We start from the raw sequence: 23690 nt of genomic DNA on the forward strand, positions 1-23690 counted from the left end.
GCCGGCCGCCGGTGCGCGTGAGCGGCCGGGCTTATGCGGCCGGCACTCAGGGGCACCGCGGGTCGTACTCCCTGCCCGGCAGGTAGCGGTGCCACTCCTCCTCGGTGATTGTGGCGGTTCCCGCGCTCTGACAGATGTGCGTGAGCGCCTGGCCGAGGTCGTCGTTCCACATCTGGACGTCGCCTTTCTGCCCGGCGGTGACCACCGTCCGGGGGGTGAGGAACACCACGCCGTAAAGTCCCAGGCCGCCCCTGCCGATGGGGTAGACCAACCGGGAGCGGGGATGTGCGCGGTCGGTTGTGTCCCACAGATGCAGGAGGCCGACCCCGGCGGCGGCGAGCGTCCGCCCGTCGGGGCTGAAGGCCGCGTCGACGACCTCTTCCGTCGGCTCGATGAGCCTGGCCAGCGGGTGCGGCCGGAGCGGATCGGAGACGTCCCACAGGCGTGCGGTGCCGTCGGTGGCGGTCGTCACCAGTGTGCGCCCGTCGGGTCCGAAGGTCACCGCCTGCAGTCTCCCGGTGTGACCGGAGAGGACGGCCGTCCGAACCGGCCGCCGCGCGGTGCCGATGTCGTAGAGGTAGGCGTTGCCGTCGGCCGCGGCGAGGGCCAGGAGCCGCCCGTCGGGGCTGCGCGCCAGGTCGCGTATCTGCGCCGGCATGTTCGGCAGGGTCAGGAGTGGCTTTGGCGACCGGGGTCCGGCGACGTCCCAGAACTCCACCCTCTCGTCCACGGCGATGACGAGCGTCCGGCCGTCGGCGCCGAACTCCACCCCGGACGCCTTGTCCACGCCGCACCGGATGACGGCGAGCGCCTTCGAGGGCCTATCGGGATCACGGACGTCCCACAGCCGTACGGTGGCGTCGTCGGAGGCGGTCGCCAGGAGACGTCCGTCCGGGCTGAACGATGCCTTGGTGACGGCTTTCGTGTGCCCGGTGTGCACGGGAAGCGGACGCGGATGCCGAGGGTCCCGGACGTCGCTCAGGTGCACGGTCGTGTCGTCCGACACGCTGGCGAGCGTGCGCCGGTCTGGACTGAGCGCCACGTGATCGGCGTCCTTGCCCGGCCCGTGGCCGAACAGTCGCGGCAGCGGAGGGACGAATCCCGATGTGTCGACGTGCCACAGCCGTACGGTGCGATCGGCCGATCCGGTGGCTATCGTGCCGTTCCTCGGATTGACCGCGACCGCCTGGCAGTCGTTGGTGTGTCCCTGCAGGCTCCGGAGGAGTCGCGGACCGCCCTTGTCGGAAACATCCCAGATATGGGCGAAATTGTCGATCGAGGCGCCGACCAGGATGCGGCTGCCGGGACGGAACGCCAGATCGTGGATGGGCGTTTCGCCGTCGAGAGGCAGGGGGATCGGCGGCCTGGCCAGATTGCGCGGGTCCCATTTCAGCACCTCGTTGCCCCCCCCGCCGGCGACCAGCGCACCGCCGTCCGGGGAGAAGGCGACGGCCTCCAGAGGTTTCGCCCGCCTCCGCGACTCCCACAAGGGCCACGGCGACCCGGGGTCGGCGACGTCCCACAGCCGGACGCTGCGGTCGGAGGACGCGGTCGCCAGCCACCTGCCGTCCGGGCTGAACGCGACGTCCCGCACCTCGCCGGCATGGCCGTGCAGGTTCCCGGCGAGCCGGGGACGCGAGGGGTCGCGCACGTCCCACAGGGTCGCCGTCCCGTCGGCGGAGGACACCGCGAGCAGAGGCTCCCGAGGGCTGAAGGCGATCTCGTTCAACGGCCGGGCGCCGGCGCGGAACGACGAGAGCAGGCGGGGACTGCGTGGATCGGCGGGGTTCCACAGTGTGACCGCGCCGTCATGGGAGGAGACCGCGAGCAGGCCGCCCCCGGCGCTGAAGGCCACGCCGCGCATCTCGTCGCGGCCCACGTGCCGGAACACCTGCCTTGCCGGTCGCCCGCCGGTGTCCCACAGCCGCAGCGTCCTGTCGGCCGAGACGGAGGCGAGGGTGCGGCCGTCGGGGCTGAAGGCGACGTCCCACACCGTCCGAGTGTGACCGAACAACCGAGCGCTGATCGGCTGGCTGCGGGAGGCGAGGACGGCGCCGCGGGTCTCGGGCAGGTCGGCCAGGTGATACGCGGCGAGGGAGAGATAGGCGGCGAGGCTCCTGTCCTTCACTTTTTGCGCCGTGTCCACCAGCTGGCGGGCGACCGCCTCGTTGCGCTGCCGGTCCGCCTCGTTCCGCTTGACCAGAGCGAGGACGCCTGTCGAGACCGCCGCCAGGAGCAGGACCGTGAGCGTGGCGATCACGGCGGCCGCCGTACGTCTGCGCCTGCTGGCGCGGCGGGCAGACGCGTCGAGGAAGCGCCGCTCCAGGTCGGTCGGCTCCGTGTCCGGAGCGTCGCGTACGGCGGTCTGCGCCGCGGCGAGACGGCTGTCGGGGTAGAGGTAGGCGGGGTCGCGCCCGTGCTCGTCCCACGCTTCGGCGTCCGCGACCAGGTGCTGGCGGACGAGCAGGCTCGCCCGATCGGCGTCGATCCACGTACGCAGACGCGGCCAGGCGTGGATGAGGGTCTCATGGGTGAGTTCGGCGCTGTCCTCGCTCACGGTGACGAGACGGGCGTGGACGAAGGCTCCGAGCACGTCGCGCGCGACCGGTTCCTGACCGGCGAGCAGGTTGCGGAGCGCGACGCGCTGCCGGGTGTCGTCGGTCCTGTCGTCGAGGTGCACCAGACGCAGGAGCAACTGGTGGGCGACCGCCTGTGCGTCCGGCCCCAGTCGGCCGAGGGTCTCGTCGGCGCTGAGGGACAGGGACCGGGAGATGCCGCCGGAAGCGCGGTAGGCGGCCATGGTGAGAAGACGGCCGCTGCGGCGCTGCCATGTGGACAGCAGGGCGTGGGAGAGCAGGGGAAGCACACCCGCGAGTCCCGGCCCGCCCACGTCGTCCGCTCTCAGGTCCTCCAGCAGCAGGTCCGCCAGTCCCTCCTCCAGAACCAGGCCGTAGCGTTCCGCGGGTCTCTCGATGACCTCGCGGAGCTGGGCCTTCGTCATCGGGCCGACGATCTCGGGGTGCTTGAGCGCCTCCAGCAGCTCGGGATAGGAGGCGCAGTATCCGAAGAAGTCGGCCCGGATGCCTATCACGACCGTCGCGGGCGGCTCTTCCCGCCGGTCGCCGGGGCGGCAGGCGCCCGCAAGGGCCTCGACGAAGACCCGCCGCCGGGACTCGTCCCGGCATACGGTGAACAGCTCCTCGAACTGGTCGGCCAGGATGAGCGGAGGACTGGGACAGGCCTGTACGACGCGGCGCAGCGTGAGCGGGTCGGCCTCCAGTTTCGTCCTGAGGTCGTCCGGATCGAGGTCGGTCAGGGCGGCGATCCGCCGGGACAGCTCCCGCAGCGGGTCGGCTCCCGGCGTGAAGATCGCACAGCAGAGACCCCCGCTCGAACGCCGCAGGGCGGGAATCACGCCGGCCTGCAGCACCGACGACTTTCCCGAACCCGACGGACCCGTGACCAGCAGGGGGCCGCCTCTGCGGCGCCGGGTCTCCACCCGCCGCACGAGCGTCCGCGTCAGCTCCTCACGGCCGAAGAAGACGTCCTCGTCCTGAGGCCCGAACACGGCCAGGCCCCGGTAGGGGCTCTCCTCCCCGTCGGGCGATATCTCCGGCGCCCCAGGTGCGGCCGGCGCGCGGTAGGCGGGATTCATCAGGAAGGGGGAACGGTCCCCGAGGTCGGTCGCCTGCCGTCGCGGCCGCGGAAACCCCTTCTCCGCCAGAGCGTGCACCAGGCTCCGGTAGACGTGGTCGAGCGTGAGGACCGGCGGGCCGGCCGGATCGCCCTCGTCCATGAGCCGGATGAGTTCTCCGCTGAACGCGGTGTACCGCTCGCCGGGTAAAGCCCACGACGACTCGTCTCTGCTGGAGGAGGTGAGCAGGTAGGCCCCCGACCAGGCCGTGTCGAAGACGGCGCCCACGGAGTCGTGCGCGACGCCGTGCGCGCGGCCGGCGAAGCAGCAGTCGAGCACGATGACGACGAGTTCGGCCCGGCACTGGGAGAGCACCTCGTGGACCACGGAGAACGGCAGCGCCTGATACGCGGGGACGCCCCGGGTGAGGTCGGCCGTGGCCCGGGTGGCCAGGTGTAACTCGTTGCGCGGGCTGACCACCCCATGCCCGACATAGTGGAACATCACGACCGATGTGGCCTCGGCCGCCGTACGCACCAGAGCGTCGCTGAGAGCCCGGGGGTCGGGCGGGTCGACCACGCGCGTGAGCGCGGCCGGGTCGAGCCCGGCCCGCTCGACGAGGCGGTCGCCCAGGTCGCCGAGAGTGGCCGGCACGGCGGGAATGGCCGGCAGCCGCGACGGAGGGTCATGGACGCCGGTCCCCGCGACGAGCACCCGAGCGCCGGGAGAGGACAGCATGAGCGGGCAGACCCGGGGAGCCGCGCCGGCGCCGGCCGGGACGGGTCGCTCATCCGCCATCTGATGTCCCCAGGTTCGCGACGATCTGCCTCGTCAGGTCGGCGACTCCATCGGAGTCGAGGTTCTTCACCCCCTTCGCGCTGACCTCGATCTCCTTGGTAGCGCGGTTGAGCCTGATGCTCACCTCGCCCGAACGGGTGTGGAGCCAGGCGACGACGGCCGAGGCCAGGGCGGCGATCGCCTTCCCGCCGGCGAGCACGATCTCCAGCGCCGCCACGGGCGCTCCCATCGTCCCGGGTGCGGGCTCCTCTTCGGCCACCTGTACGCAGCCGCGTAGATCGGGCTCCTCCGCCAGCCAGGCGTACAGCTCCCGGAGCTGGTCCGGGTTCGCGGACTGTACGAGGAGCGGCGCGTTGTCGTCCATGAAATCCACGCTAGGAAGGAGCGGGTCTGGGGTGAGCATGGACAGAGTTCACATCCGGTTCAGGGTCCTCCAGGAGAGCGTCAATGGAACCGCTCGGGCATATGGTGCGGAGGCCTGATCCGTGAAGGCATGTCGTACTGCCGGATCACCCCAGGGCCAGCGCGGTGCGGATCAGGTGGATGTGGCTGAACGCCTGGGGGAAGTTGCCGACTTGGCGGCTCGACCGAGTGTCGTACTCCTCGGCGAGCAGGCCGACGTCGTTGCACAGCCCGACGAGGTGCTCGAACAGTTCGACGGCCTCCTCTCGGCGGCCGATCAGGGCGCGTGCCTCGGCGAGCCAGAAGCTGCAGGCGAGGAAGGCGCCCTCGCCGCCCCGCAGGTTGTCGATCGGGTTCTGCTCGGCGACGGGGTAGCGCAGGACGAGGTCGTCGACCATCAGCTCGCGTTCGATGGCCTCCACAGTGCCGATCACCCGAGCGTCGTCGGGTGGGAGGAAGCCGAGGATCGGTATCTGCAGCAGGGCCGCGTCCAGTTCGCGGGAGCCGTAGGACTGGGTGAAGGTGTTGCGTCCGGGGTCGTAGCCCTTGTCGCAGACCTCGGCGTGGATGCGGTCGCGCAGGGCACGCCAGCGCTCGACCTCGCCGTGCTGGCCGAGTTCTTCGATGATGCGGACCATGCGGTCGGCGGCGACCCAGGCCATGACCTTGGAGTAGACGAAGTGCCGGCGTGAGCCGCGCACTTCCCACAGTCCCTCGTCCGGCTGGGTCCAGTGGCTCTCGAAGAACTCCATGATCTCGGTGACCATGGCCCACGCGCGATCGTCGGGCGATATGCCCTGCTTGCGGGCATGGTAGAGCGTGTCGACGACCTCGCCATAGATGTCGAGCTGGAGCTGATCGGTCGCGTCATTGCCGATGTGGACCGGCCGTGATCCCTCGTAGCCGCACAGCCACTTGAGCGTCATCTCCGGCAGCCGGCGCTCGCCGGCCACGCCGTACAGGACCTGCATGTCCTCAGGGCGGCCGGCGATGGCGCGCAGCAGCCAGGTCTGCCAGGCGCCGGCCTCCTCGACGTATCCCGACCGCAGGAGCGCGTCGAGCGTCATCGCCGCGTCGCGCAGCCAGCAGTAGCGGTAGTCCCAGTTGCGCTCGCCGCCGATGTGCTCGGGCAGCGAGGTCGTGGGCGCCGCGACGATGCCACCGGTGGGCTTGTACGTCAGCGCCTTGAGAGTGATCAGCGAGCGGACCACGGCGTCGCGCCAGCGGCCGCGATACCGGCACTGGGAGGACCACTCCTCCCACATCAGCCTGGTCTCCTCAAGCTGGTCCAGAGGATCGATGTGCTCGGGTTCCCCCTCATGGGAGGGCCGCCAGGTGAGCACGATCGGCACCTGCCTCCCGGCGGTCACCGTGAACGTCGCCGTATGCCGGTAGTCGCCGCCCCGGAGGGGAACGTCCGTGTGCGCGTGGATCCAGACGGCGTCCGGCCCGCCGATGGCGAGCGGGTGGCCGCCCTCCCTGCGCACCCACGGGACCAGGCGGCCGTAGTCGAAGCGGACGCGGATCTCCGTCGTCATCTCCACGGTCCCTGAGAGGCCCTCGACCACCCGTACGAGATCGGGACTGGCGTGCCGCGGCGGCATGAAATCGAGCACCCTGGCCGTTCCCGTGGGGGTTTCCCAGACGGTTTCCAGGATGAGCGTGTTTCCGACATAGGATCGCCGGGCGGCCGTGTGCTGTCCAACGGCGGCCAGGTGCCAGAAACCGTTGGACTCGTCGCCCAGCAAACGCGCGAAGCAGGCGGGGGAGTCGAATCGGGGCAGGCAAAGCCAGTCGATTGATCCGTCCCTGCCGATGAGGGCGGCTGACTGCATGTCCCCTACCAGGGCATAGTCTTCGATCCGCATATCCGTCAGGGTAGCGCTGCCGAATTTTTCGCAGCACCGGGTATTTTGTAAAGCCTTTTCATGTCATCAGGCGATCCCGATGCTCTTGGCGCGCCTGGGTGATATCAAACGCGATTCACTGCGGCAAGAAAACCCCGGTAATTTCGCTTTCAAACGCGCATCAGCGCAGGGTGACGCTGAGACGGGCCGAGGCGTCTCTGAGGTAGTCGACGAACGCGCGCAGGGCGGGGTTGGGGTTGGTCGGGCGGAGGGCGGCGCCGACCCGCCGGTAGAGCTTCTGCCCCTCGACCTGGCAGACCTGGATCCCCGCCGCTCCCTGCACGCCGAGGCTCGGCACGAGGGCCACGCCGAGCCCGGCCCGGACCAGGCCGAGCGTCACCTCGTAGTGGTCGCTGCGGCAGCGGATGGTGGGCGTGAACCCCTCCAGGGCGCTGGCCCGCTCCAGCACCGACACCGGGGTCTCGGTGCCGAACGTGGTGATCCACGGCTCGTCGGCCAGGTCGGTCAGCCGGACGCGGGGCCGGCTTCCCACGGGGTGGCCGAGCGGCATGACGAGCAGCTGCGGCTCGTCGAACAGGTGGACGACCTCGACGCCCTTCGGCGCCTTCCAGGGGTCCAGCGCGTGCTCGAACACGACCAGCACGTCCAGCTCGCCGCGTTCCACGTCGGTCAGCAACTCGTGCGGCTGCCCGAGCACCAGGTCGAGCACGACGCCCGGATGGCGGGCCGTGAAGGACGACAGCGCCATCGGCAGCAGCCGGTAGCCGGCCGAGGCGAAGAACCCGATGCGCAACTGCCCGGCGTCCGCCCGCGCCTGCGCGAGCAGGTCCTTCTCGGCGGATTCGATGAGGTCGAGCACCTCCTGGGCCCGCCCGGCCAGGCGGTGACCCGCCGCGGTCAGCCGCAGGCTGTGCGCGGCCCGCTCCACCAGCCCGACCCCCGCCTCCTCCTCCAGCCGGGCGAGCTGGTGGGAGACGGCCGAGGGCGACAGCCGCAGGGACTTGGCGGCTCCGGCGATGCTCCCGGTCCTGAAGACCTCCAGGAGCACCTTGAGGCGGTGGCTGCTGAGCATGCCCCCAGTATCGGCGACCTGGCATCCACGCTGGTCACAGCGGGAAGCCGAGCCATCGGGGCGGAATTACGCTGGCGGCGACGGCGAGGCCCGCCTGCCGGATCGCCCGGACCAGGGCGTGCTCGCGGCCCACCGGCCCGTGCGCGAGCACGGCGTAGCCCTCCCACCGCGTCCCGGCCATGACGCCCACGTCGGCCCGGGTGCCGGCGTCGGTGCCGGTCTTGTTCGCCACCCAGACCCCGGCGGCGTACGGCAGGGCCACCGGCGGGTCGCGGTCCTCGGGCTCGTGCGGGAGCAGCGCGGGCACCAGGGCGCGGTCGGTGTTGTGCGCCATCCAGCCGAGCAGCAGCCGCTGCCACGGCTCTCGGCCGTGCGCCAGGGACCGCATGAGCCCGGCCAGCTCGCGCGCCGTCCCGGTGGCGAAGGCCGGCGGATGCACCGGGAGCCTGGGCTCGCGGATCCTGTCGTGGATCCGGGTCCTGGCCAGTCCGAGCGCGGCGGCGGCCGCGTCCACCCGGGCGAGCCCGAGCCGCCGCAGCAGCGCGTTCGTCGCGGTGTTGTCGCTGACGGAGGCGGTGAGCAGGGCGAGGTCGCCGGCCGTCCAGACGCGGGCCGAGAGATCGGTCAGCAGGCCCGACCCGCTCGCGTAGTCCTCGTCGAGCAGCGGCACCGGCTCGTCCGGGTCCACGACGCCCGCCGCCACGTCCTGGGCGAGCGCCGCGAGCAGCAGCACCTTGCCGGTGCTGGCCAGCGGCAGCACCACGTCCTCGTTCACGCCGAGCAGGCCGGGAACGCAGACGGCCAGCGTGCCCGGACAGGCGGCCGCCGCCTCGGCCAGCCGTGCCGCCCCCGGCACGTCGCCGGCGTCCTTTCCGCTCACCACGTCATCCCTTTCACAGAGCCAGCACCGAACCCGGACGCGCGCCGGTCTCCTCGCCGTCGCGCACCACCACCTGACCACCCGCGACGACCACGTCGATCCCGGTGGGCGGCAGCAGCGGCTCGGTGAACGTCGCCAGGTCGGCCACCGCCGCGGGGTCGAAGACCACCAGGTCGGCGTGCGCGCCGTCGCGGATCACCCCGCGCCCGGTCAGCCCGAAACGGGCCGCGGCCATCCCGGTCATCTTGTGCACCGCCTCCTCCAGCCGCAGCAGCCCCAGCTCCCGGACGTACCGCCCGAGCACCCGGGGGAACGTCCCGGCCCAGCGCGGGTGCGGGCGCCCGCCCGGCTTCGGCACGCCGTCGGAACCGATCATCGTGTACGGCGCGGCCAGCACCCGCCGCACGTCCTCCTCGACCATCGAGTGGCTGATGATCGTCACCTCGCCCGCCTCGGCCACCAGCAGGTCGGCGGCCACGTCGAGGGGATCGGCGCCGGCCGAGGCCGCGAGGTCGGCGATGGTCCTGCCCTCGGCCTGAGGATGGCGGGGCGCGCAGGCGACCGAGATGCGGTCCCAGCCGCCGTTGCCGACCGTGTTCTCCCAGCCGGGCACGCCCTCCGCGATGGCCCGGCGCATCCTGTCCCGCTCGGCGGGGTCGCCGAGCCGCGCCGTGAGCGCCCCCAGGCCGCCGTCGTTCGCCCAGGGCGGCAGCATGGCGGCCAGCGCCGTGCTGCCCGCGGTGTAGGGGTAGACGTCACAGGTGACGTCCATCCCCTCGGCCCGCAGCGCGGCGATGCGCGGCAGCGTGCGCTCGGTGCGTCCCCAGGCGTACCGGCCCGCGGTCTTGTGGTGCGAGACGTGCAGCGCCGCGCCGCTGCGCCGGGAGATCTCGATCGCCTCCTCCAGCGCCTCCTCCACGCGCGACATCTCGTCACGCAGGTGGGTGACGTACGGCTTGCCGTGCCGGGCGGCCACCGCGGCGAGCGCCACGACCTCGTCGGTCCCGGCGTACGAGCCGGGGGTGTAGATGAGGCCGGTGGACAGCCCGGCCGCGCCCTGCGACAGGGAGGCGTCGAGCAGCGCGCACATCGTGCGCAGCTCATCGGGCCGGGCGGGCCGGTCGACCGGGCCGAGCACGCCCGCCCTGAGCGTGCCGTGGCCGACCAGCGAGGCCAGGTGGTTGGCCCGGGGCACCCGCGCGTGCGCGGCGGCGAAACCCGCGAAGTCGGCGTACATGCCGACGTCGCCGCCGAAGGCGATCCGCGCCTCGGCGCGCATGGCCGGCAGCCGCTCCGGCAGGGCCGGGAAGAGGCCGGACCCGCAGTTGCCGCAGATCTCGGTGGTGACCCCCTGCAGCACCGACGCCCGCACCAGCGCCCTGCCGGAGCCGCCGCCGGACGGGCCGAGCAGCGTGACGCCGTCGGAGTGCGTGTGCACGTCGACGAACCCGGGGGAGACGACGCGCCCGCGCGCGTCGATCACCTCCGCCGTGCCGCCCGTGCGGGGGGCCTCGCCCGGGGCCAGCACGGTCAGCCGCCCGGCGGCCACGCCGACGTCGGCGGGCCGCCCGGGGCGGCCCGTGCCGTCCACCAGCAGGCCGCCCCGGATGAGCAGGTCGAAGCCGGTCACCGGACCTGCCCGAGGAAGGTGCGCAACCGCTCGTGGCGGGGCGCGGAGAGCACCTCGCGCGGGTCGCCGCGCTCGACGATGACGCCGTCGTCCATGAACACGAGCTGGTCGCCGACCTCCCGGGCGAAATTCATCTCGTGGGTGACGACCATCATGGTCATGCCGGTCGCCGCGAGGTCCCGCATGACGGCCAGCACCTCCTGCACCAGCTCGGGGTCGAGCGCGCTGGTCGGCTCGTCGAACAGCATCAGGCTGGGCCGCATCGCGAGGCTGCGGGCGATGGCCACCCGCTGCTGCTGGCCGCCGGACAGCTGGGCCGGGTAGTGGTGGGCGCGGTCGGCCAGGCCGACCCGCTCGAGCAGCTCCTCCGCCTGCCGTCTGGCCTGGGCGGCGCGCGTGCCCAGCACGGTGACCGGCCCCTCCATGACGTTCTCGATCGCGGTGCGGTGCGGGAACAGGTGGAAGCGCTGGAACACCATGCCGATGCCGCGCCGCTGCCGGGACAGCTCGGCCGGGCGCAGCGCGTGCAGCCGGCCGCCGCGCTCGGCGTAGCCCATCAGCTCGCCGTTCACCCAGATCCGGCCCGAGTCGATCGTCTCCAGGCGGTTGACGCAGCGCAGCAGGGTCGACTTGCCCGACCCCGACGGGCCGACGATGCACACCACCTCGCCGGCGGGGACGTCGAGGTCGATGCCCTTGAGCACCTCCAGCGCGCCGAACCGCTTGCGGACCGCGCGGATGCGCACCATCGGCTGGTCAGGGCCGCTCATGAGGGCTCCTTCTGCAGGGGCCGCAGGTTGCGGCGGACCCGGGAGGACAGCCGCACGTGGCCGCGTTCGAACCGCTTCTCCACGAAGTGCTGGCCGACGCTCGCGATCGTGGTGAGCACGACGTACCAGATCGAGGCGACCACGAGCATCGCGATGACCTCGAAATTGCCGAGGTAGATGCGCTGCGCCACGGTCAGCAGCTCGGCTCCGGCGATCACCGAGACCATCGAGGTGGTCTTCAGCATCGAGATGAACTGGTTGCCGGTCGGCGGGATGATCACGCGCATGGCCTGCGGCAGCACCACGCGGCGCAGCACCTGCCGGTGCGACATGCCGAGCGACTCGGCCGCCTCCCGCTGGCCGGGGTCGACCGAGCGGATGCCCGCGCGGACGATCTCCGCCATGTACGCGCCCTCGTTGATGGCCAGGCCGAGCAACGCCGCGGTGAACGGCGTGATGACCTCGTTGGCCTGCCATTCGATCAGCTTGGGCCCGCCGAAGGGGACGCCGATCGCGAAGGCGGGGAAGACCAGCCCGATGTTGAACCAGAAGATGAGCTGCACCAGCAGCGGCGTGCCGCGGAAGAACCACGTGTAGAGCGCGGAGGTGCCGCGCAGCGCGGGGTTGTCCGACAGCTGCATGACGGCGGCGAGCACCCCGAGCACCAGGCCGATGGCCATGGACAGCACGGTGAGCTGGATCGTGACCCACAGACCGCCGAGGATCCTGCCGTCGGCCAGGTAGGCGACGATGACGTCCCAGTGCAGGTTCTCGTTGACGATGACCGTGTAGGCCAGCCAGACCAGGAAGAGGAGGGCGGCGGCCGCCCCGAGCCACCGGCCGGGCCGTACGGGACGCACGGCCTCGATCGGCAGCTCGGCGGCGGCCTCGTGCTCCCGGGTCACTTCCACGGCTGGGTGTTGACCAGCACGCCGTCGACGGCGTTGGCCGCCACGCCGTACTCGTCGAGCACGGCCTTGTAGCCGCCGTCGGCCTGGAGCTCCTCCATCGCCTTGGCGACCGCGTCGCGCAGCGCCGTCTTGCGCTTGTCGACGGCGATGCCCCACGGCCCGGCGTCGTACTGCTCGGGCAGCACGTCGTACTTGCCGGTGTCCTTGGCGTACATCACGGCGACGGGGTAGTCCACGATCGTGGCCACGGCGCGCCCGGAGTCGATCGAGAGCAGGCCGGTGGGCGCGTCCTCGCTCTGCATGATCTTCATCTTCGTGGCGCACTTCTCGTTCTGCTTCTCGCCGATGGCGAGGTTGGAGCTGCCCTTGGCCAGCACCACCGTGCGGCCGCACAGGTCCTCGAGGTTCTTGATGCCGTCGGGGTTGCCCTTCTTCACCATGATGGCGCCGCCCGCGTTGAAGTAGTCGACGAAGTCGACCGCCGCGCGCCGCTCCTCGGTGTCGCTCATCGAGGACATCACGATGTCCCAGCGCCCGCCCTGCAGGCCGGGGATGAGCCCGTCGAAGGCCGCGTTGGTGATCGAGAACTTCAGCCCGAGCTTGGCCGCGATGGCCGCGCCGAGATCGGGGTCGACACCGGTGAGCTCCTGGGTGCCCTTCTTGTACATCTCCATCGGGGGGTAGCCCTCGGACGTGGCGACCCGCAGCGTACCCGTCTTGCGCACGTCCTCGGGGACCAGGTCCTTGGCGGTCTTGCCCGTCGTCGCCGCCGCGTTCTCGCCCGCGGCGGTTCCGGACGACGAGCGCCCGCAGCCGCCGGCGAGCGCCGACACGACCAGCGCGCCGACTATGGCCACATGTAGGCGCTTTGTCATGGAACCTCCTGTTTTGCGAACGATTGAGCTTATGCTGGCGACAGGAGGTAACGGCCGTAACACTCGTGAACGCTTGCGCTTCTGAGCATCGAAGATTTCGATGCTCGCGCGCCTCAGCCTCCGGCCTCGTGCGCCGGGCGGGAGGCGGACGCCGCGGGCCGCACGACCGCGACCCGGGCACGCTGAACGCCGTGCTTGCCCGCCGGGCGCGCCATTGCGGTCCAGCACACCGCGCCCGCGGCGAGAGCCGCCACCAGCGTGAGCCACCCGAGGGCACGCCCCGCGCGCAGGCCGTACCCGCAGGCGAGCCAGTACAGCGACAGCAGCAGCCTGGCCCGGCCGCGCGCACTGCCCAGCCGCCGCATCTCCATCGCGCCGAACGCGAAGTCGGCAGCCACCCGCGCGTCGTCGACGCCCGGCCGCAGCCGCTCGTACACGGCCGCCAGGCGCACCGGGTCGGGCGCCGGGTCCTCGGCGGGGACGGCGGCGGTGTGCCCATCCGCCTCCGGCGGCCAGCCCCGCCACAGGTGCTCGTCGGCGATGACCCGGCGGCGGCTCCACCACCGTACGGGCGGCCAGCCCAGCCGTAGCCCGAACCCGCCCGGCGGCGCGGCGAACAGGCACTCCCGCAGGCGCAGGCCCTCGGGGCGGCGCAGCCCGCCGAGGCCGCACCCGCGCAGGTCGGCGCCGGTCAGCGTGAGCGCGCCCGCGTCGAGGCCGTCGAGCGAGGTCACGCGCAGCCGGCCGGCGCGACGGGTGACGGCGGACGGCCCGGCGAGCGTGGCGTCCCGCAGGTCGACCTCGGCGTCGGACAGCCGTGCGGTGAGCCGCCCGAGAACGGCCGAACGCAGCACCACCCGGCACCCGCCGGTGTCCAGGTGCAACGGCGCGCGGGACCGTACGCCCGCCAGCGACAGCCGCCGCACGACCCGCATCGGGCCGAGGTAGGCCGCCCCCTCGAAGCGGGCGCCCTGGAAGTCGGCGCCCGCCTCCCAGCCCGAGCCGCGGAAGGAGACGGCCCGGTGGAACCGGGCCCCGCGGAAGCGGGCGTCTCCATGGAAGACGGTCGCGTCGAACGCGGCGAATCCGTGGAACCGCGCGTCCTGGAACGACGCCGTCCCCGCCCTTTCCGGCAGGGCCCCACCGAACCGTGCCTCACCGAACCGTGCCCCGCCGAACAGGGCGTCGCCGCGCACCGTGACCCGGTCGAACGCGGCGTGGCCGCACACCCGCGCGTCGTGCAAGGACAACTCGCGCAGGAACCGGGCCTCGCGGAAGGAGACGTTGCGCAGGAACCGGGCTCCGTAGAACGAGGCGAGACGCTCGAACCCGGCGTGGTCGAAAGTCGCGTCGCCGGCGAAGACGACCTCGGCGAAACGGGCCGGGCCGGTGAAGACCGCGCGGTCGAACCTGGCCCGGCCGAGACGGCGCTCCACGCCGTCGAGGACCCGCGTGAGCAGGTCCTCCGGCAGGACGGTGCCGCGCAGGTCGAGGGACTGACCCGGCGCCAGGCCCCGCAGGACCTCGGCCGACTCGACCGGCGTGAGGTGCGCGAGGCACCTGCCGTACGGTTCGCAGACGACGCCCAGGCACTCGGGCACGGCGTCGCACGTTCTCCAGACCACGTCGAGCGGAGCGATCCGCGACCGGGGTGTCATGGCAACGTCATACCCGATGTCCCATCTCGGGGCATTAAAGCGTGATGGATAGGTAACACTGTGTATCGATCGCGATCGCCCCGGGGCTCGCCGGCGGCCGTTTGCCCTGGCGGGCCGGGGGTACCCGACGTGCATGTCTGAGCAGCCGAACTCCACACCGCCACCGCAGACGCAGCAGTACCCCGGCCGGACGGGCGAGATGGCGCCCGAGCCCAGAGACGAGATGCGCGACTACGCCGGACGCGACCTGCTGGCCGGCAAGCGTGCGCTCGTCACCGGGGGAGACTCCGGCATCGGGCGCGCCGTGGCCGTGGCGTTCGCCAAGGAGGGGGCGGACGTCGCGATCGCGTACCTGACCGAGCACGACGACGCCGAGCACACCAGGAAGCTGGTGGAGCAGGAGGGGCGCCGCTGCGTGATCATCCCGGGCGACCTCGCCGATCCCCGCCACTGCGAGGATGTCGTCGAGCGCACGGTCCGCGAGCTCGGCGGGATCGACGTGCTGGTGAACAACGTGGCCACGCAGACCCCCGTGCAGTCGCTGGAGGAGCTGCCGGACGACCAGTGGGAGCGCACCTTCGCCGTCAACATCCACAGCTACTTCCGCGTCACGAAGGCGGCGCTGCGGCACATGCCCGAGGGCGGCTCGATCGTGAACACCTCGTCGATCAACGGGCTGCGCGGAAACAAGCAGCTGATCGACTACTCCGCCACCAAGGGCGCGATCAACGCGTTCACCTACTCGATGGCCCAGGTGCTGGTCGACCGGGGGATCAGGATCAACGCCGTGGCTCCCGGCCCGGTCTGGACGCCGCTCATCCCGGCGACGTTCCCGGAGGAGAAGGTGGACAAGTTCGGTCAGCAGGTGCCGATGGGCCGGCCTGCCGACCCGGACGAGATCGCTCCCTCGTACGTGTTCTTCGCCGCCAACCGGCTGTCGTCGTACTACACCGGGGAGGTCCTCGCCCCGATCGGCGGCGAGACGCTGCCCGGGTGACGGCGCCTGAGCATGCCGAAGGCCGCCCGGGGCCGTCCCGGGCGGCCCTTCGGCTCCGTTCACCCGTTGTCGTTCAGGCGGCGGCTCTGGTCCTGCAGCTCGTCGATCAGCTGGGAGGCCTCGGCCTTGCTGAGTCCCTCCGGCACGTCCCGCCCGGCCTCCCTGGCCAGCGTGCGCAGGTAGGACTCCTGCGGCGCGGTCATCGGCTCGTCCCCCGTCGCCCACTCCTCGGGGTCCTTCTCCACAGGTCCTCGGTCCATGACTCCTCCATTGCCGAACTGCCGTTCGCTCTACCCGTCGTCGTGGCCCGTAACCTGGCTCACCGCGCCGCGGGATGGCGCAGGTAGCGGGCCCGGGTGAGCTCGGAGTCGCCGAAGTCCGGCCGCCGCCGCAGCATCCGCGTGGCCAGCGCGGCGCCCGTGGCACAGCCCGCGGCCAGCGCCGCCGCCGCGGCGAACACCGAGCCGGCGCGGGTGGACGGAGGCTCCGGCCGTACGGCCCGGGCCCGCCAGGCGCGCAGCCACATCGCCTCGGCCGCCGCGTCGAGAAGATAGACGGGCCGGATGCGGCCGGTGGGCACGTAGACCAGGTCGACGGCGAGCAGCGTCGCCGCCGTGGCCATGCCGAGACGGCGCGCGTGGTCGGCGCCGCCGGGCGCGGACGCGGCGCGGACCTGCGTCCATCCGATCCCGACGAGCAGTCCGGCGACGGTGCGTTCCAGCCACCGGTCGGTCTTCGCGCCGAACACCCTCTCGAAGCTCGGCAGGTGCAGGAGCGGCCACAGCCCGCCCGCGATGTTGAAAAGCCCGTGGGCGCGGGCCAGAGCCGCCGCGCCCCTGTCGTCCTGGGTCGTCATAGGCCGACGATGCCCGGCCGCAAAACGGACAAACCGCGCTCGGTTCGGCCTGTGGGCCGTGGGTAGGCGCACGTGGAGCAGCGAGGGGGAGGATGTCATGCCAGGAAATTTCAAGATTCGGCCACTCGGGGGAGCATCGGGCTGCCTCATGATGATCGTCATCTCGATCGTCGTGTCGATCCTGCTCACGATCCTGGCGAATGTCCTGATCCGCTGACACGTTCCGCAACCGTCAGTGCGACGGACCGTAATTGCATTACCCAAAAGCGCATTCCGGTTGGCATTATTTATGTATCGGGCGGAGAACCGCGAAGTCGCTCACACAATACGATTTCGTGCGATGACAGATGAAACAATTCGCCTATATGATCGCCGACCGTGGCTGAAAGCGATCTTTCGAGCCCGTCCCTTGTCGATGATCTGTACTTTGTCCTGCACGACAATGTGACGGGTCATCCGTTGCTACATCCCCGGCTCACGGGGCTGGCGCTGGCCGGCGCGGTCATCGCCGAGCTGATGCTCGCCGAGCGCGTGGCGTTCGACTTCGCCTCGAACCCCGAGCGCCTCCACGCGACGGTCCGGGAGGCCACCGGGGACCCGCTCACCCGCACGGTGCTCGGTCACGTCATCGCCGAACCGCACCACCCGGTCGGCACGTGGCTGCTCTTCTTCGCCCGGACGATCCACGCCGACGTCACCGCCCGGATGATCGCCGCGAACCTGCTGAAGCCTCCGGTCAGGCACCTGCTGAAGCAGCAGCCCGCGGCGCCGGCGGACATCAACACGGCCGCGTGGCCGCTCGCCCGGCTGAACCTCGCCGTGCAGCGGCGCAAGCCGCCGGCGGTCCGGGACTGCGTCCTCCTGGGCTTCCTGGCCGCGGCCGGCTGCGCACAGCGGATCCTGTCCGAGCACGATCCCCGGTTCGTGGCCGCCGCGATCGCCCTGCTCCCCGTAGCCCTGCAGCGACTCATCGCCCAGACCAAGGTCGCCGTCGGCGAGGCTGTCATCAGCCGCCGGTGACCTCCGACCCCCCTCACACGGAGTTCCAGGTGTCCCTCACAGAGCAACGGCCCAGCGTCGTCACCGCGGCACTGGCCCAGGACCGGCTCGGCGTGCCGTCCATCGTGTTCTTCGTCATCTCCGCGGCGGCGCCGCTGATGGTCGTCGCGGGTTCGGTCCCGACGGCGTACACGGTGACGGGCGTCATCGGCGTCCCGTTCGCGTTCCTGTTGCTGGGCGCCGTCTTCGCGCTCTTCGCCGTCGGATACGTGACCATGGCCAGGCACGTGGTGAACGCGGGCGCCTTCTACGCCTACGCCGCCCAGGGGCTCGGCCGGACCCAGGGAGTCGCGACCGCATGGGTGGCGCTGCTGGCCTACAACGCGCTGCAACTCGGCCTCTACGGAATCATCGGATCGGCCGCCGAGCCGCTGCTCGTCGACTGGTTCGGCGGCTCGCCCCCGTGGTGGGTGATCGCGCTCGTGGCCTGGGGGCTGACCGGCCTGCTGGGTCTGCTGCGGGTGGACGTTAACGGGAAGATCCTGTCCGTCCTGCTGATCAGCGAGATCGCCATCGTGCTGCTGTTCGACCTCGGCGACGTGACGCACGCGGGCCCGGGCGGCATCAGCTTCGAGGGCTTCAGCCCCGGCGCGCTGTTCGTGCCCGGCGTGGGTGCGGCGCTCGCCACCGTCGTCGCGGGGTTCGCCGGCATCGAGTCGTCGGTGGTCTTCGCCGAGGAGTCCAAGGACCGCCACCGGACCGTGCCGATCGCCACCTACCTGGGCATCGCGATCATCGCCCTGCTGTACTCGTTCTCCGCCTGGGCGCAGACGGTGCCGACCGGGCCGGACGGGATCGTCAAGGCCGCCTCGGAGCAGGGGACCGAGCTCATCTTCAACCAGGCCGCCGCGCACCTGGGCTCCGCCGTCTCGACGATCGGCTCGGTGCTGTTCGTGACCAGCAGCGTCGCCTGCATGATCGCCTTCCACAACACCACGGCCCGCTACATCTTCGCCCTGGGCCGGGAGAACGTCCTTCCCTCGATCTTCGGCCGTACCTCGGCCCGCACCGCCGCTCCGATCGCCGGGTCGCTGCTGCAGACGGTGCTCGGGCTGATCGTGATCACCGTTTACGCGATCTCCGGCCTCGACCCGGTCACCAAGATGTTCTTCATCTTCGGCACCTTCGGCGGTCTCGGGCTGCTGACCCTGCTCACCGTCACCTCGATTTCGGTGATCGTGTTCTTCTCCCGTGACCCTCGGGGGGAGACGACCTGGCGCACCCGCATCGCCCCGGCTCTGGCGATCCTGGCGCTCTGCGTGATCATCGGCCTCACCCTGGTCAACTTCGACACGGTCCTCGGAGTCGAGCCCGACTCGATCCTCCGCTGGATCCTGCCCGGCATCTTCGTCGTCGCGATCATCCTCGGCCTCGTCTGGGGCCGGGTGCTGAAGTCGACGCGGCCCGAGGTGTACGCCAACATCGGCCTGGGCGCGCAGGCCGTCGGCGGGGGCGTCAAATGACGGTCGAGATCATCCGGATGACGGACGCGGACGCCGCCGGCGGGCTCATCGCCGACACGTTCCACATCGACGAGATCACCAGGTGGCTCATCCCGTGCGCGGAGGACCGCCTGCCCATGCAGCGGCGGTTCTTCACGCTGTGGGCCGGGCACGCGCTGGAGCACGGCGACGTGTACGGCATCCGGGAATCGGGTGAACTGGCCGGTGTGGCGGTCTGGTTCGCCGCGCCGTTCCCCGAGATCCCCGGAGAGCAGGAGGCGATCGCGTCCTTCGCCGGGGACAACGCCGAACGCTACGGCGTCCTCGGTCAGCTGTTGGACAAGCTCCACCCCCGTGAGCCGCACCACTACCTGGCGTTCATCGCCCTGGAGCGGGGCAGGACCGGCCGCGGCCTCGGCAGCGTGCTGCTGGAGGAGCACCACCGCAGGCTCGACGCCGACGGGATCCCGGCCTACCTGGAGGCCAGCAGCGAGGCGAGCCGGCGGCTCTACCTCCGCCACGGCTACACCGACATGCCGGAGCTGCTCCGGATTCCCGGCGGCCCGGTCATGTATCCCATGTGGCGCGAGCCCCGCTCGTCCGGCGCCGCCGGATAGCACCTGCCGGTGGGGACGGGGCGGCCGGCCGCTCAGCCGCCGCCCGTCTCCTCGGCGCGGGTGGACACGTACGCCCCGCGCCCCTCGATCGTGTACACGAGGCCCTCGCCGCTGAGCACCTCCACGGCGCGGCGCACGTCCTCGGGGGCGAACCCCTGCTCGCGCACCAGGCGCTCCTCCGGCGGCAGGGGGCGGTCGGGCTCGATCCGGCCCCGCACTATCTCCTCGCGGAGCATCGCCGCGAGCCGCCGGTACGCCGGGACCGGCTCCTGGGGATCGTTGGTGACGGCCACGCCCCACCCCTGCCCGGCGCCGTCGGCCCCAACCCTCGCCCCCTCGATCGCGTCCGCAGGGGTGCCCTGTCAGTACACCTTTCGCCAGTGCCTTCCTGCCCGGCTGACCAGCTCCTGTGATAGGTAGTAGCCAGTCCGCCGATCCGGCCGTGACGGCCGGTGGCCTGACGGCATGGCCACCCCCGGCACCTGGGCGCGGACCGGATCGTCGTCTTCAGCAGGCACGCCGACCGGCAGAAACTCGCGATCGAGTTCGGCGCCACCGACATCATCGCCGAACGCGGCGACGACGGCGTCGCCGCACTCAAAGACCTCACCGGCGGCCTCGGGGCGCACTCGAGCTCATCCGGCTCATCTGGGATCGCACGATCGACCCCGGCAAGGTCTTCGACCTCGACCTGCCCCTCGACCGGGCCGCCGAGGGCTACCGGGCCATGGACGAACGCCGCGCCGTCAAGACGCTGCTCCGGTGACCGATCACCGCCCCCGCGGCTGTCATCGGGCGGGCTCGGCGTCGCGATCGGCCGCGGGTTCCGGCCGGGGCGTGCGCAGCGCCGGTGCGGCGAGGGCCACGAACAACGCGAGCACGGCGGGCACCAGCAACGCGTACGGCAGGGTGACGGCCTCGGCCAGGCCGCCGATGAGAACGGGCCCGGTGAGGAAGCCGGTGTAACCGAGGCTCGCCACGGCGGCGAGCGCACGGCCCGACTGGGCGGGGTCGCGGTGCCCGGCGGCGGAGAACACCTGGGGAACGATGCACGACAGGCCCGCGCCGAACAGCCCGAATCCCACCACCCCGGCCACGGGGTGACCGACGAGGATCCCGGCCGCGAGGCCCACCCCGGCCAACCCTCCGCAGCAGCGGACCAGCGTGACCGGCCCCAGCCGGGCGGCGAGACGGTCCCCGGCGAACCGGCCGGCCGTCATCATGATCGAGAACGCGGCGTACGCGGCCGCGGCGAAGCCGGGGGAGGAGCCCAGGTTGTCGCGCAGGTAGACCGAACCCCAGTCGGCCGAGGCGCCTTCTCCGACAAGGCAGCAGAAGGCGAGGACACCGAGGAACAGCACGGCGCTGTTGACCCGCCGCCGCCGCGCCGGGCCGGTTCCGGGGGACGCGGCCTGCGCCGCTTCGCGCGCTGGGTCGTCGCGGACGGCCCAGCGCGCGCTCAGCAGGGCGATGAGCAGGATCACCGCGCCCATCGCCGCGAAGGTCACCCCCGGGCTCACTCCGGCGTGGGCGAACAGCCCGCCCGCGGACGCCCCCGCGAACCCGCCGACGCTGAACACCGCGTGGAAGGACGACATGATCGGCTTGCCGTAGGCCCGCTCGACCACGACGGCGTTGGCGTTCATGGCCACATCGAGGGTGCCGTGCACCGCGCCGAACGCGAACAGGGAGAGCGCGAGCGCCGGCAGGTTCGGCATGTAGGCGGGGATCACCAGGACCAAGCCCTGGACGACGGCCATCGGCAGCATGGTCCGGTAGCTGCCGTGACGGTCCACCAGGCGGCCGACGACCTGCATGCCGGTGATGGCGCCGGCCGCGATGCCGAGCAGTCCCAGGCTGAGCGCGCCGTCGCTGAGCCGCAGGTCCGCCTTGATGGCGGGGATCCTGCTGGTCCACGTGCCGATGGCCATGCCGGACAGCAGGAACAGTCCGTAGACGGCCACGCGTGCGCGTAGGAGCGCCGGGTGGGGTGGGGCGGACAGAGCAGCGGCCATGTCGTGCTCCTCGGGGGCACTGGAGGTTCGGACTGGAAGGTTCTTCTGTGCAGCCCGCGCGGGGGCGCCCGGCGGGGACGGGCTGGTGAGCGGCGGCGGCCGGCCGAAGTCCGCTGCTATGTGGACGGCGCGTGCCGGACGGTGGACGTGAGCTGTGCGAACGCTCACGCCCGGTGTTCGCGGCGCGCCGCCATGAGGCGGCGACGGCCTGGGTTCGCGCGGGCGGGGGAGTGGAGTGGTCCTCTGGTGTCGTGTCCGCCCTGGCCTGTACGGCGCGGACGCGGGCCTGGGCCCGGGAGCGTGCGAGGCGAGAGGCGCCGCTCAGGTGGCAGGGCTCGACTCCGGGGCCGAGACGGGGGATGAGACAGGAGCGGAGGCGGGGACGGCCCTTACGGTGACGCCGGCGGCGGTGAGCGCGTCATGCTGGTCCCGGGGAATGCCCTCGTCGGTGACCACCACGTCGAGCCGGTCGAGCCCGCAGACCGCGCCGAAGGCCGTACGGGTGAACTTGCCCGAGTCGCACACGGCGACGACGCGGCGGGCCGAGGCGATCGCGGCCTGTTTGATCGCCACCTCGGGCAGGTCGTGCGCGGTCAGGCCGTGCTCGGCCGAAAGGCCGCAGCAGCCGATCACCGCGGTGTCGAACCGGAGGGCCCTGATCGAGGTCTCGGTGAGCGGCCCGACGAAGTTCAACTCCCCGTGCCGCACCTCCCCGCCGGGCAGGACGAGGCGGACGCGGGGGGCGCCCGTCAGTTCCTGGGCCGCCTGCAGTGCCAGCGGCAGGACGGTCAGACGGCGCTCGCGCACGGCCCGGGCGACTTCGAGCGCGGTCGTGCCGCCGTCGAGCAGCACGGCCTCGCCGTCGGCCAGAAGAGCGGCGACCTCCGCGCCGATGCGGCGCTTGGCGTCGATCGCCTCTCGCTCACGCACGCCGAAGGGCGGTTCCTCGCCGCGCAGAAGCAGGCTCAGCGCACCACCGCGGACACGCCGGACCACCCCCTGCTGGGCGAGCTCGTCCAGGTCGCGCCGGATGGTCATCTCCGACACGCCGTACGCCAGCGCCAGTTCTGCCACGGAGACGCTGTCGGACGTGCGCAGTGCGTTCATGATCGCCCGGATCCGGTCGGCACTTTCCATGTGTGCATTTGAACACAGCGGATGTGCGAAAGCAAGTAAATCTACTTTGTAAAGGTGGCAGACTGGTTACATGCGCGCGAGCCGGTTGCTGTCCCTGCTGCTCCTGCTGCAAACCCGCGGCAGGATGACCGCCACAGAAATCGCCGAAGAGCTCGAGGTGTCGGTCCGCACCGTCTACCGCGACGTCGAGGCCCTGTCGGCCGCCGGCGTGCCCGTCTACGCCGATCGCGGGCCGCTCGGCGGATACCGGCTGCTCGACGGCTACCGTACGCGCCTCAACGGGCTCACCGTGGAGGAGGCCTCGTCCCTGTTCCTGGCCGGTCTGCCGGGCCCGGCCGCCGAGCTGGGGCTCGCCGACTTCGCCGCGGCGGCGGAGCTGAAGCTGCTGGCCGCGCTGCCGCCCGAACCGCGATCCCATGCGGCCAGGATGCGGGAGAGGTTCCACCTCGACGTGCCGGGCTGGTACCGGGGGGCCGACGAGGCGCCGTTCCTCACGGAGGTCGCGGAGGCGGTGTGGGAGGAGCGGACGCTGCGGCTGCGCTACCGCCGGTGGGGGCAGACCGAGGTGGAACGGCTGGTGCGTCCCTACGGCCTGGTGCTCAAGGGCGGTTCCTGGTACCTCGCCGCCGCCTGCGACGGCACGGTGCGCACCTACCGCGTGGGCCGGATCGTCGAGGCCGAAGTGCTGCCCGAGCGCTTCGAACGGCCGCCGGACTTCGACCTCGCCGAGTTCTGGCGCGGCTTCGCCGCGGGGTTCGCCTCACGGATGTACACGGCCGAGGCGGTGGTGCGGCTCGCGCCGGGAGCCGAGGACCTGCTGCGATACACCCTCGGCCGCGACGTCGTCGACAAGGCGCTGGCGGACGGGCAGCCGGAGCCCGGCGGCGGGACCCGGCTGACGCTGCCGATCGAGTCCCTCACACACGCCCGGTGGCTGTTCCTGCGGATGGGCGTCCTCGTCGAGGTGCTGGAGCCGGCCGAGCTGCGCGCGCTGATGGCCGAGGCCGTCGCCGACCTGTCCCGTGTGTACGGCGCGGCACCCGACGGCTGAGCCTTCAGCGGATGTTCC

20 protein-coding genes and 1 pseudogene are annotated in these 23690 nt (G+C 71.8%); 6 read left to right on the forward strand and 15 right to left on the reverse strand.

Going from position 1 to position 23690, the window contains the following annotated elements; genetic code table 11:
• Positions 1-46: 46 nt before the first annotated feature.
• The 10 genes from HHX30_RS15250 to HHX30_RS15295 form a co-directional block, all read right to left on the reverse strand.
• Positions 47-4432, reverse strand: a complete 4386-nt coding sequence (locus HHX30_RS15250) for a caspase, EACC1-associated type (RefSeq protein WP_169982602.1) — start codon at positions 4430-4432, stop codon at positions 47-49.
• Positions 4422-4796, reverse strand: coding sequence for an effector-associated constant component EACC1 (locus HHX30_RS15255; protein WP_169982603.1), 375 nt, complete (start codon positions 4794-4796; stop codon positions 4422-4424). The genes HHX30_RS15250 and HHX30_RS15255 overlap by 11 nt, the downstream gene beginning before the upstream one ends.
• Before the next feature lie 145 nt (positions 4797-4941).
• The gene (locus HHX30_RS15260; RefSeq protein WP_169982604.1) at positions 4942-6702 is read right to left on the reverse strand and encodes a glycoside hydrolase family 15 protein; all 1761 of its coding nucleotides are present in this window, start codon (positions 6700-6702) and stop codon (positions 4942-4944) included.
• A gap of 160 nt (positions 6703-6862) precedes the next feature.
• Positions 6863-7774 carry a LysR family transcriptional regulator gene (locus HHX30_RS15265; RefSeq protein WP_169982605.1) on the reverse strand — a complete coding sequence of 304 codons (912 nt, stop codon included), beginning with the start codon at positions 7772-7774 and terminating at the stop codon, positions 6863-6865.
• Positions 7775-7808: 34 nt separating this feature from the next.
• Entirely contained in the window at positions 7809-8654 is an 846-nt protein-coding gene (locus HHX30_RS15270; RefSeq protein WP_311922423.1) for a serine hydrolase, read from the reverse strand.
• Between the two features lie 13 nt (positions 8655-8667).
• A complete protein-coding gene (locus HHX30_RS15275; protein ID WP_169982606.1) occupies positions 8668-10284 on the reverse strand; it encodes an amidohydrolase family protein in 1617 nt (538 codons plus the stop codon).
• Entirely contained in the window at positions 10281-11054 is a 774-nt protein-coding gene (locus tag HHX30_RS15280; RefSeq protein WP_283246784.1) for an amino acid ABC transporter ATP-binding protein, read from the reverse strand. Before HHX30_RS15280 ends, HHX30_RS15275 begins: the two co-directional genes overlap by 4 nt.
• Positions 11051-11965 (reverse strand): amino acid ABC transporter permease, encoded by a 915-nt coding sequence (locus tag HHX30_RS15285; protein WP_311922425.1) that lies wholly within the window; start codon positions 11963-11965, stop codon positions 11051-11053. The genes HHX30_RS15280 and HHX30_RS15285 overlap by 4 nt, the downstream gene beginning before the upstream one ends.
• On the reverse strand, positions 11956-12840 hold the full coding sequence (locus tag HHX30_RS15290) for an ABC transporter substrate-binding protein (protein ID WP_169982607.1): 885 nt from the start codon (positions 12838-12840) through the stop codon (positions 11956-11958). The genes HHX30_RS15285 and HHX30_RS15290 overlap by 10 nt, the downstream gene beginning before the upstream one ends.
• Positions 12841-12953: 113 nt before the next feature.
• Positions 12954-14498: a pentapeptide repeat-containing protein gene (locus HHX30_RS15295; RefSeq protein ID WP_169982608.1), complete on the reverse strand. Its 1545-nt coding sequence runs from the start codon at positions 14496-14498 to the stop codon at positions 12954-12956.
• A gap of 133 nt (positions 14499-14631) precedes the next feature.
• On the opposite strand from HHX30_RS15295, the gene HHX30_RS15300 reads away from it, so the two are divergent.
• Positions 14632-15495 carry an SDR family oxidoreductase gene (locus HHX30_RS15300; protein ID WP_169982609.1) on the forward strand — a complete coding sequence of 288 codons (864 nt, stop codon included), beginning with the start codon at positions 14632-14634 and terminating at the stop codon, positions 15493-15495.
• Between the two features lie 59 nt (positions 15496-15554).
• Here the strand turns inward: HHX30_RS15300 and HHX30_RS15305 are convergent, their stop codons facing one another.
• On the reverse strand, positions 15555-15755 hold the full coding sequence (locus tag HHX30_RS15305; RefSeq protein ID WP_169982610.1) for a DUF3072 domain-containing protein: 201 nt from the start codon (positions 15753-15755) through the stop codon (positions 15555-15557).
• A 59-nt stretch (positions 15756-15814) separates the two neighbouring features.
• A complete protein-coding gene (locus HHX30_RS15310; RefSeq protein WP_211592047.1) occupies positions 15815-16351 on the reverse strand; it encodes a hypothetical protein in 537 nt (178 codons plus the stop codon).
• A gap of 378 nt (positions 16352-16729) precedes the next feature.
• On the opposite strand from HHX30_RS15310, the gene HHX30_RS15315 reads away from it, so the two are divergent.
• The 3 genes from HHX30_RS15315 to HHX30_RS15325 are packed head-to-tail and all read left to right on the forward strand — an operon-like array spanning position 16730 to position 19469.
• Positions 16730-17371: a GPP34 family phosphoprotein gene (locus HHX30_RS15315; RefSeq protein ID WP_169982611.1), complete on the forward strand. Its 642-nt coding sequence runs from the start codon at positions 16730-16732 to the stop codon at positions 17369-17371.
• A gap of 29 nt (positions 17372-17400) precedes the next feature.
• Complete coding sequence (locus HHX30_RS15320; RefSeq protein WP_310742246.1) at positions 17401-18873, forward strand: APC family permease; 1473 nt, start codon at positions 17401-17403, stop codon at positions 18871-18873.
• On the forward strand, positions 18870-19469 hold the full coding sequence (locus tag HHX30_RS15325) for a GNAT family N-acetyltransferase (protein WP_211592048.1): 600 nt from the start codon (positions 18870-18872) through the stop codon (positions 19467-19469). The genes HHX30_RS15320 and HHX30_RS15325 overlap by 4 nt, the downstream gene beginning before the upstream one ends.
• Positions 19470-19501: 32 nt before the next feature.
• Here the strand turns inward: HHX30_RS15325 and HHX30_RS15330 are convergent, their stop codons facing one another.
• Positions 19502-19762 (reverse strand): GntR family transcriptional regulator, encoded by a 261-nt coding sequence (locus HHX30_RS15330; RefSeq protein ID WP_211592049.1) that lies wholly within the window; start codon positions 19760-19762, stop codon positions 19502-19504.
• 183 nt (positions 19763-19945) lie between these two features.
• On the opposite strand from HHX30_RS15330, the pseudogene HHX30_RS41645 reads away from it, so the two are divergent.
• Positions 19946-20235: pseudogene (locus HHX30_RS41645) on the forward strand (IMP dehydrogenase); the annotation flags it as partial.
• Between the two features lie 22 nt (positions 20236-20257).
• Here HHX30_RS41645 and HHX30_RS15340 read toward each other — a convergent pair.
• The gene (locus tag HHX30_RS15340) at positions 20258-21484 is read right to left on the reverse strand and encodes an MFS transporter (RefSeq protein ID WP_169982614.1); all 1227 of its coding nucleotides are present in this window, start codon (positions 21482-21484) and stop codon (positions 20258-20260) included.
• Between the two features lie 321 nt (positions 21485-21805).
• Entirely contained in the window at positions 21806-22621 is an 816-nt protein-coding gene (locus tag HHX30_RS15345) for a DeoR/GlpR family DNA-binding transcription regulator (protein ID WP_169982615.1), read from the reverse strand.
• A 70-nt stretch (positions 22622-22691) separates the two neighbouring features.
• Here HHX30_RS15345 and HHX30_RS15350 point away from each other — a divergent pair, with 70 nt between their 5' ends.
• Positions 22692-23672, forward strand: a complete 981-nt coding sequence (locus tag HHX30_RS15350; protein WP_169982616.1) for a YafY family protein — start codon at positions 22692-22694, stop codon at positions 23670-23672.
• Positions 23673-23690: the final 18 nt, after the last annotated feature.

This window comes from Microbispora sp. H10836 (genome assembly GCF_012999525.1).
In the GTDB taxonomy this organism is placed as follows: domain Bacteria; phylum Actinomycetota; class Actinomycetes; order Streptosporangiales; family Streptosporangiaceae; genus Microbispora.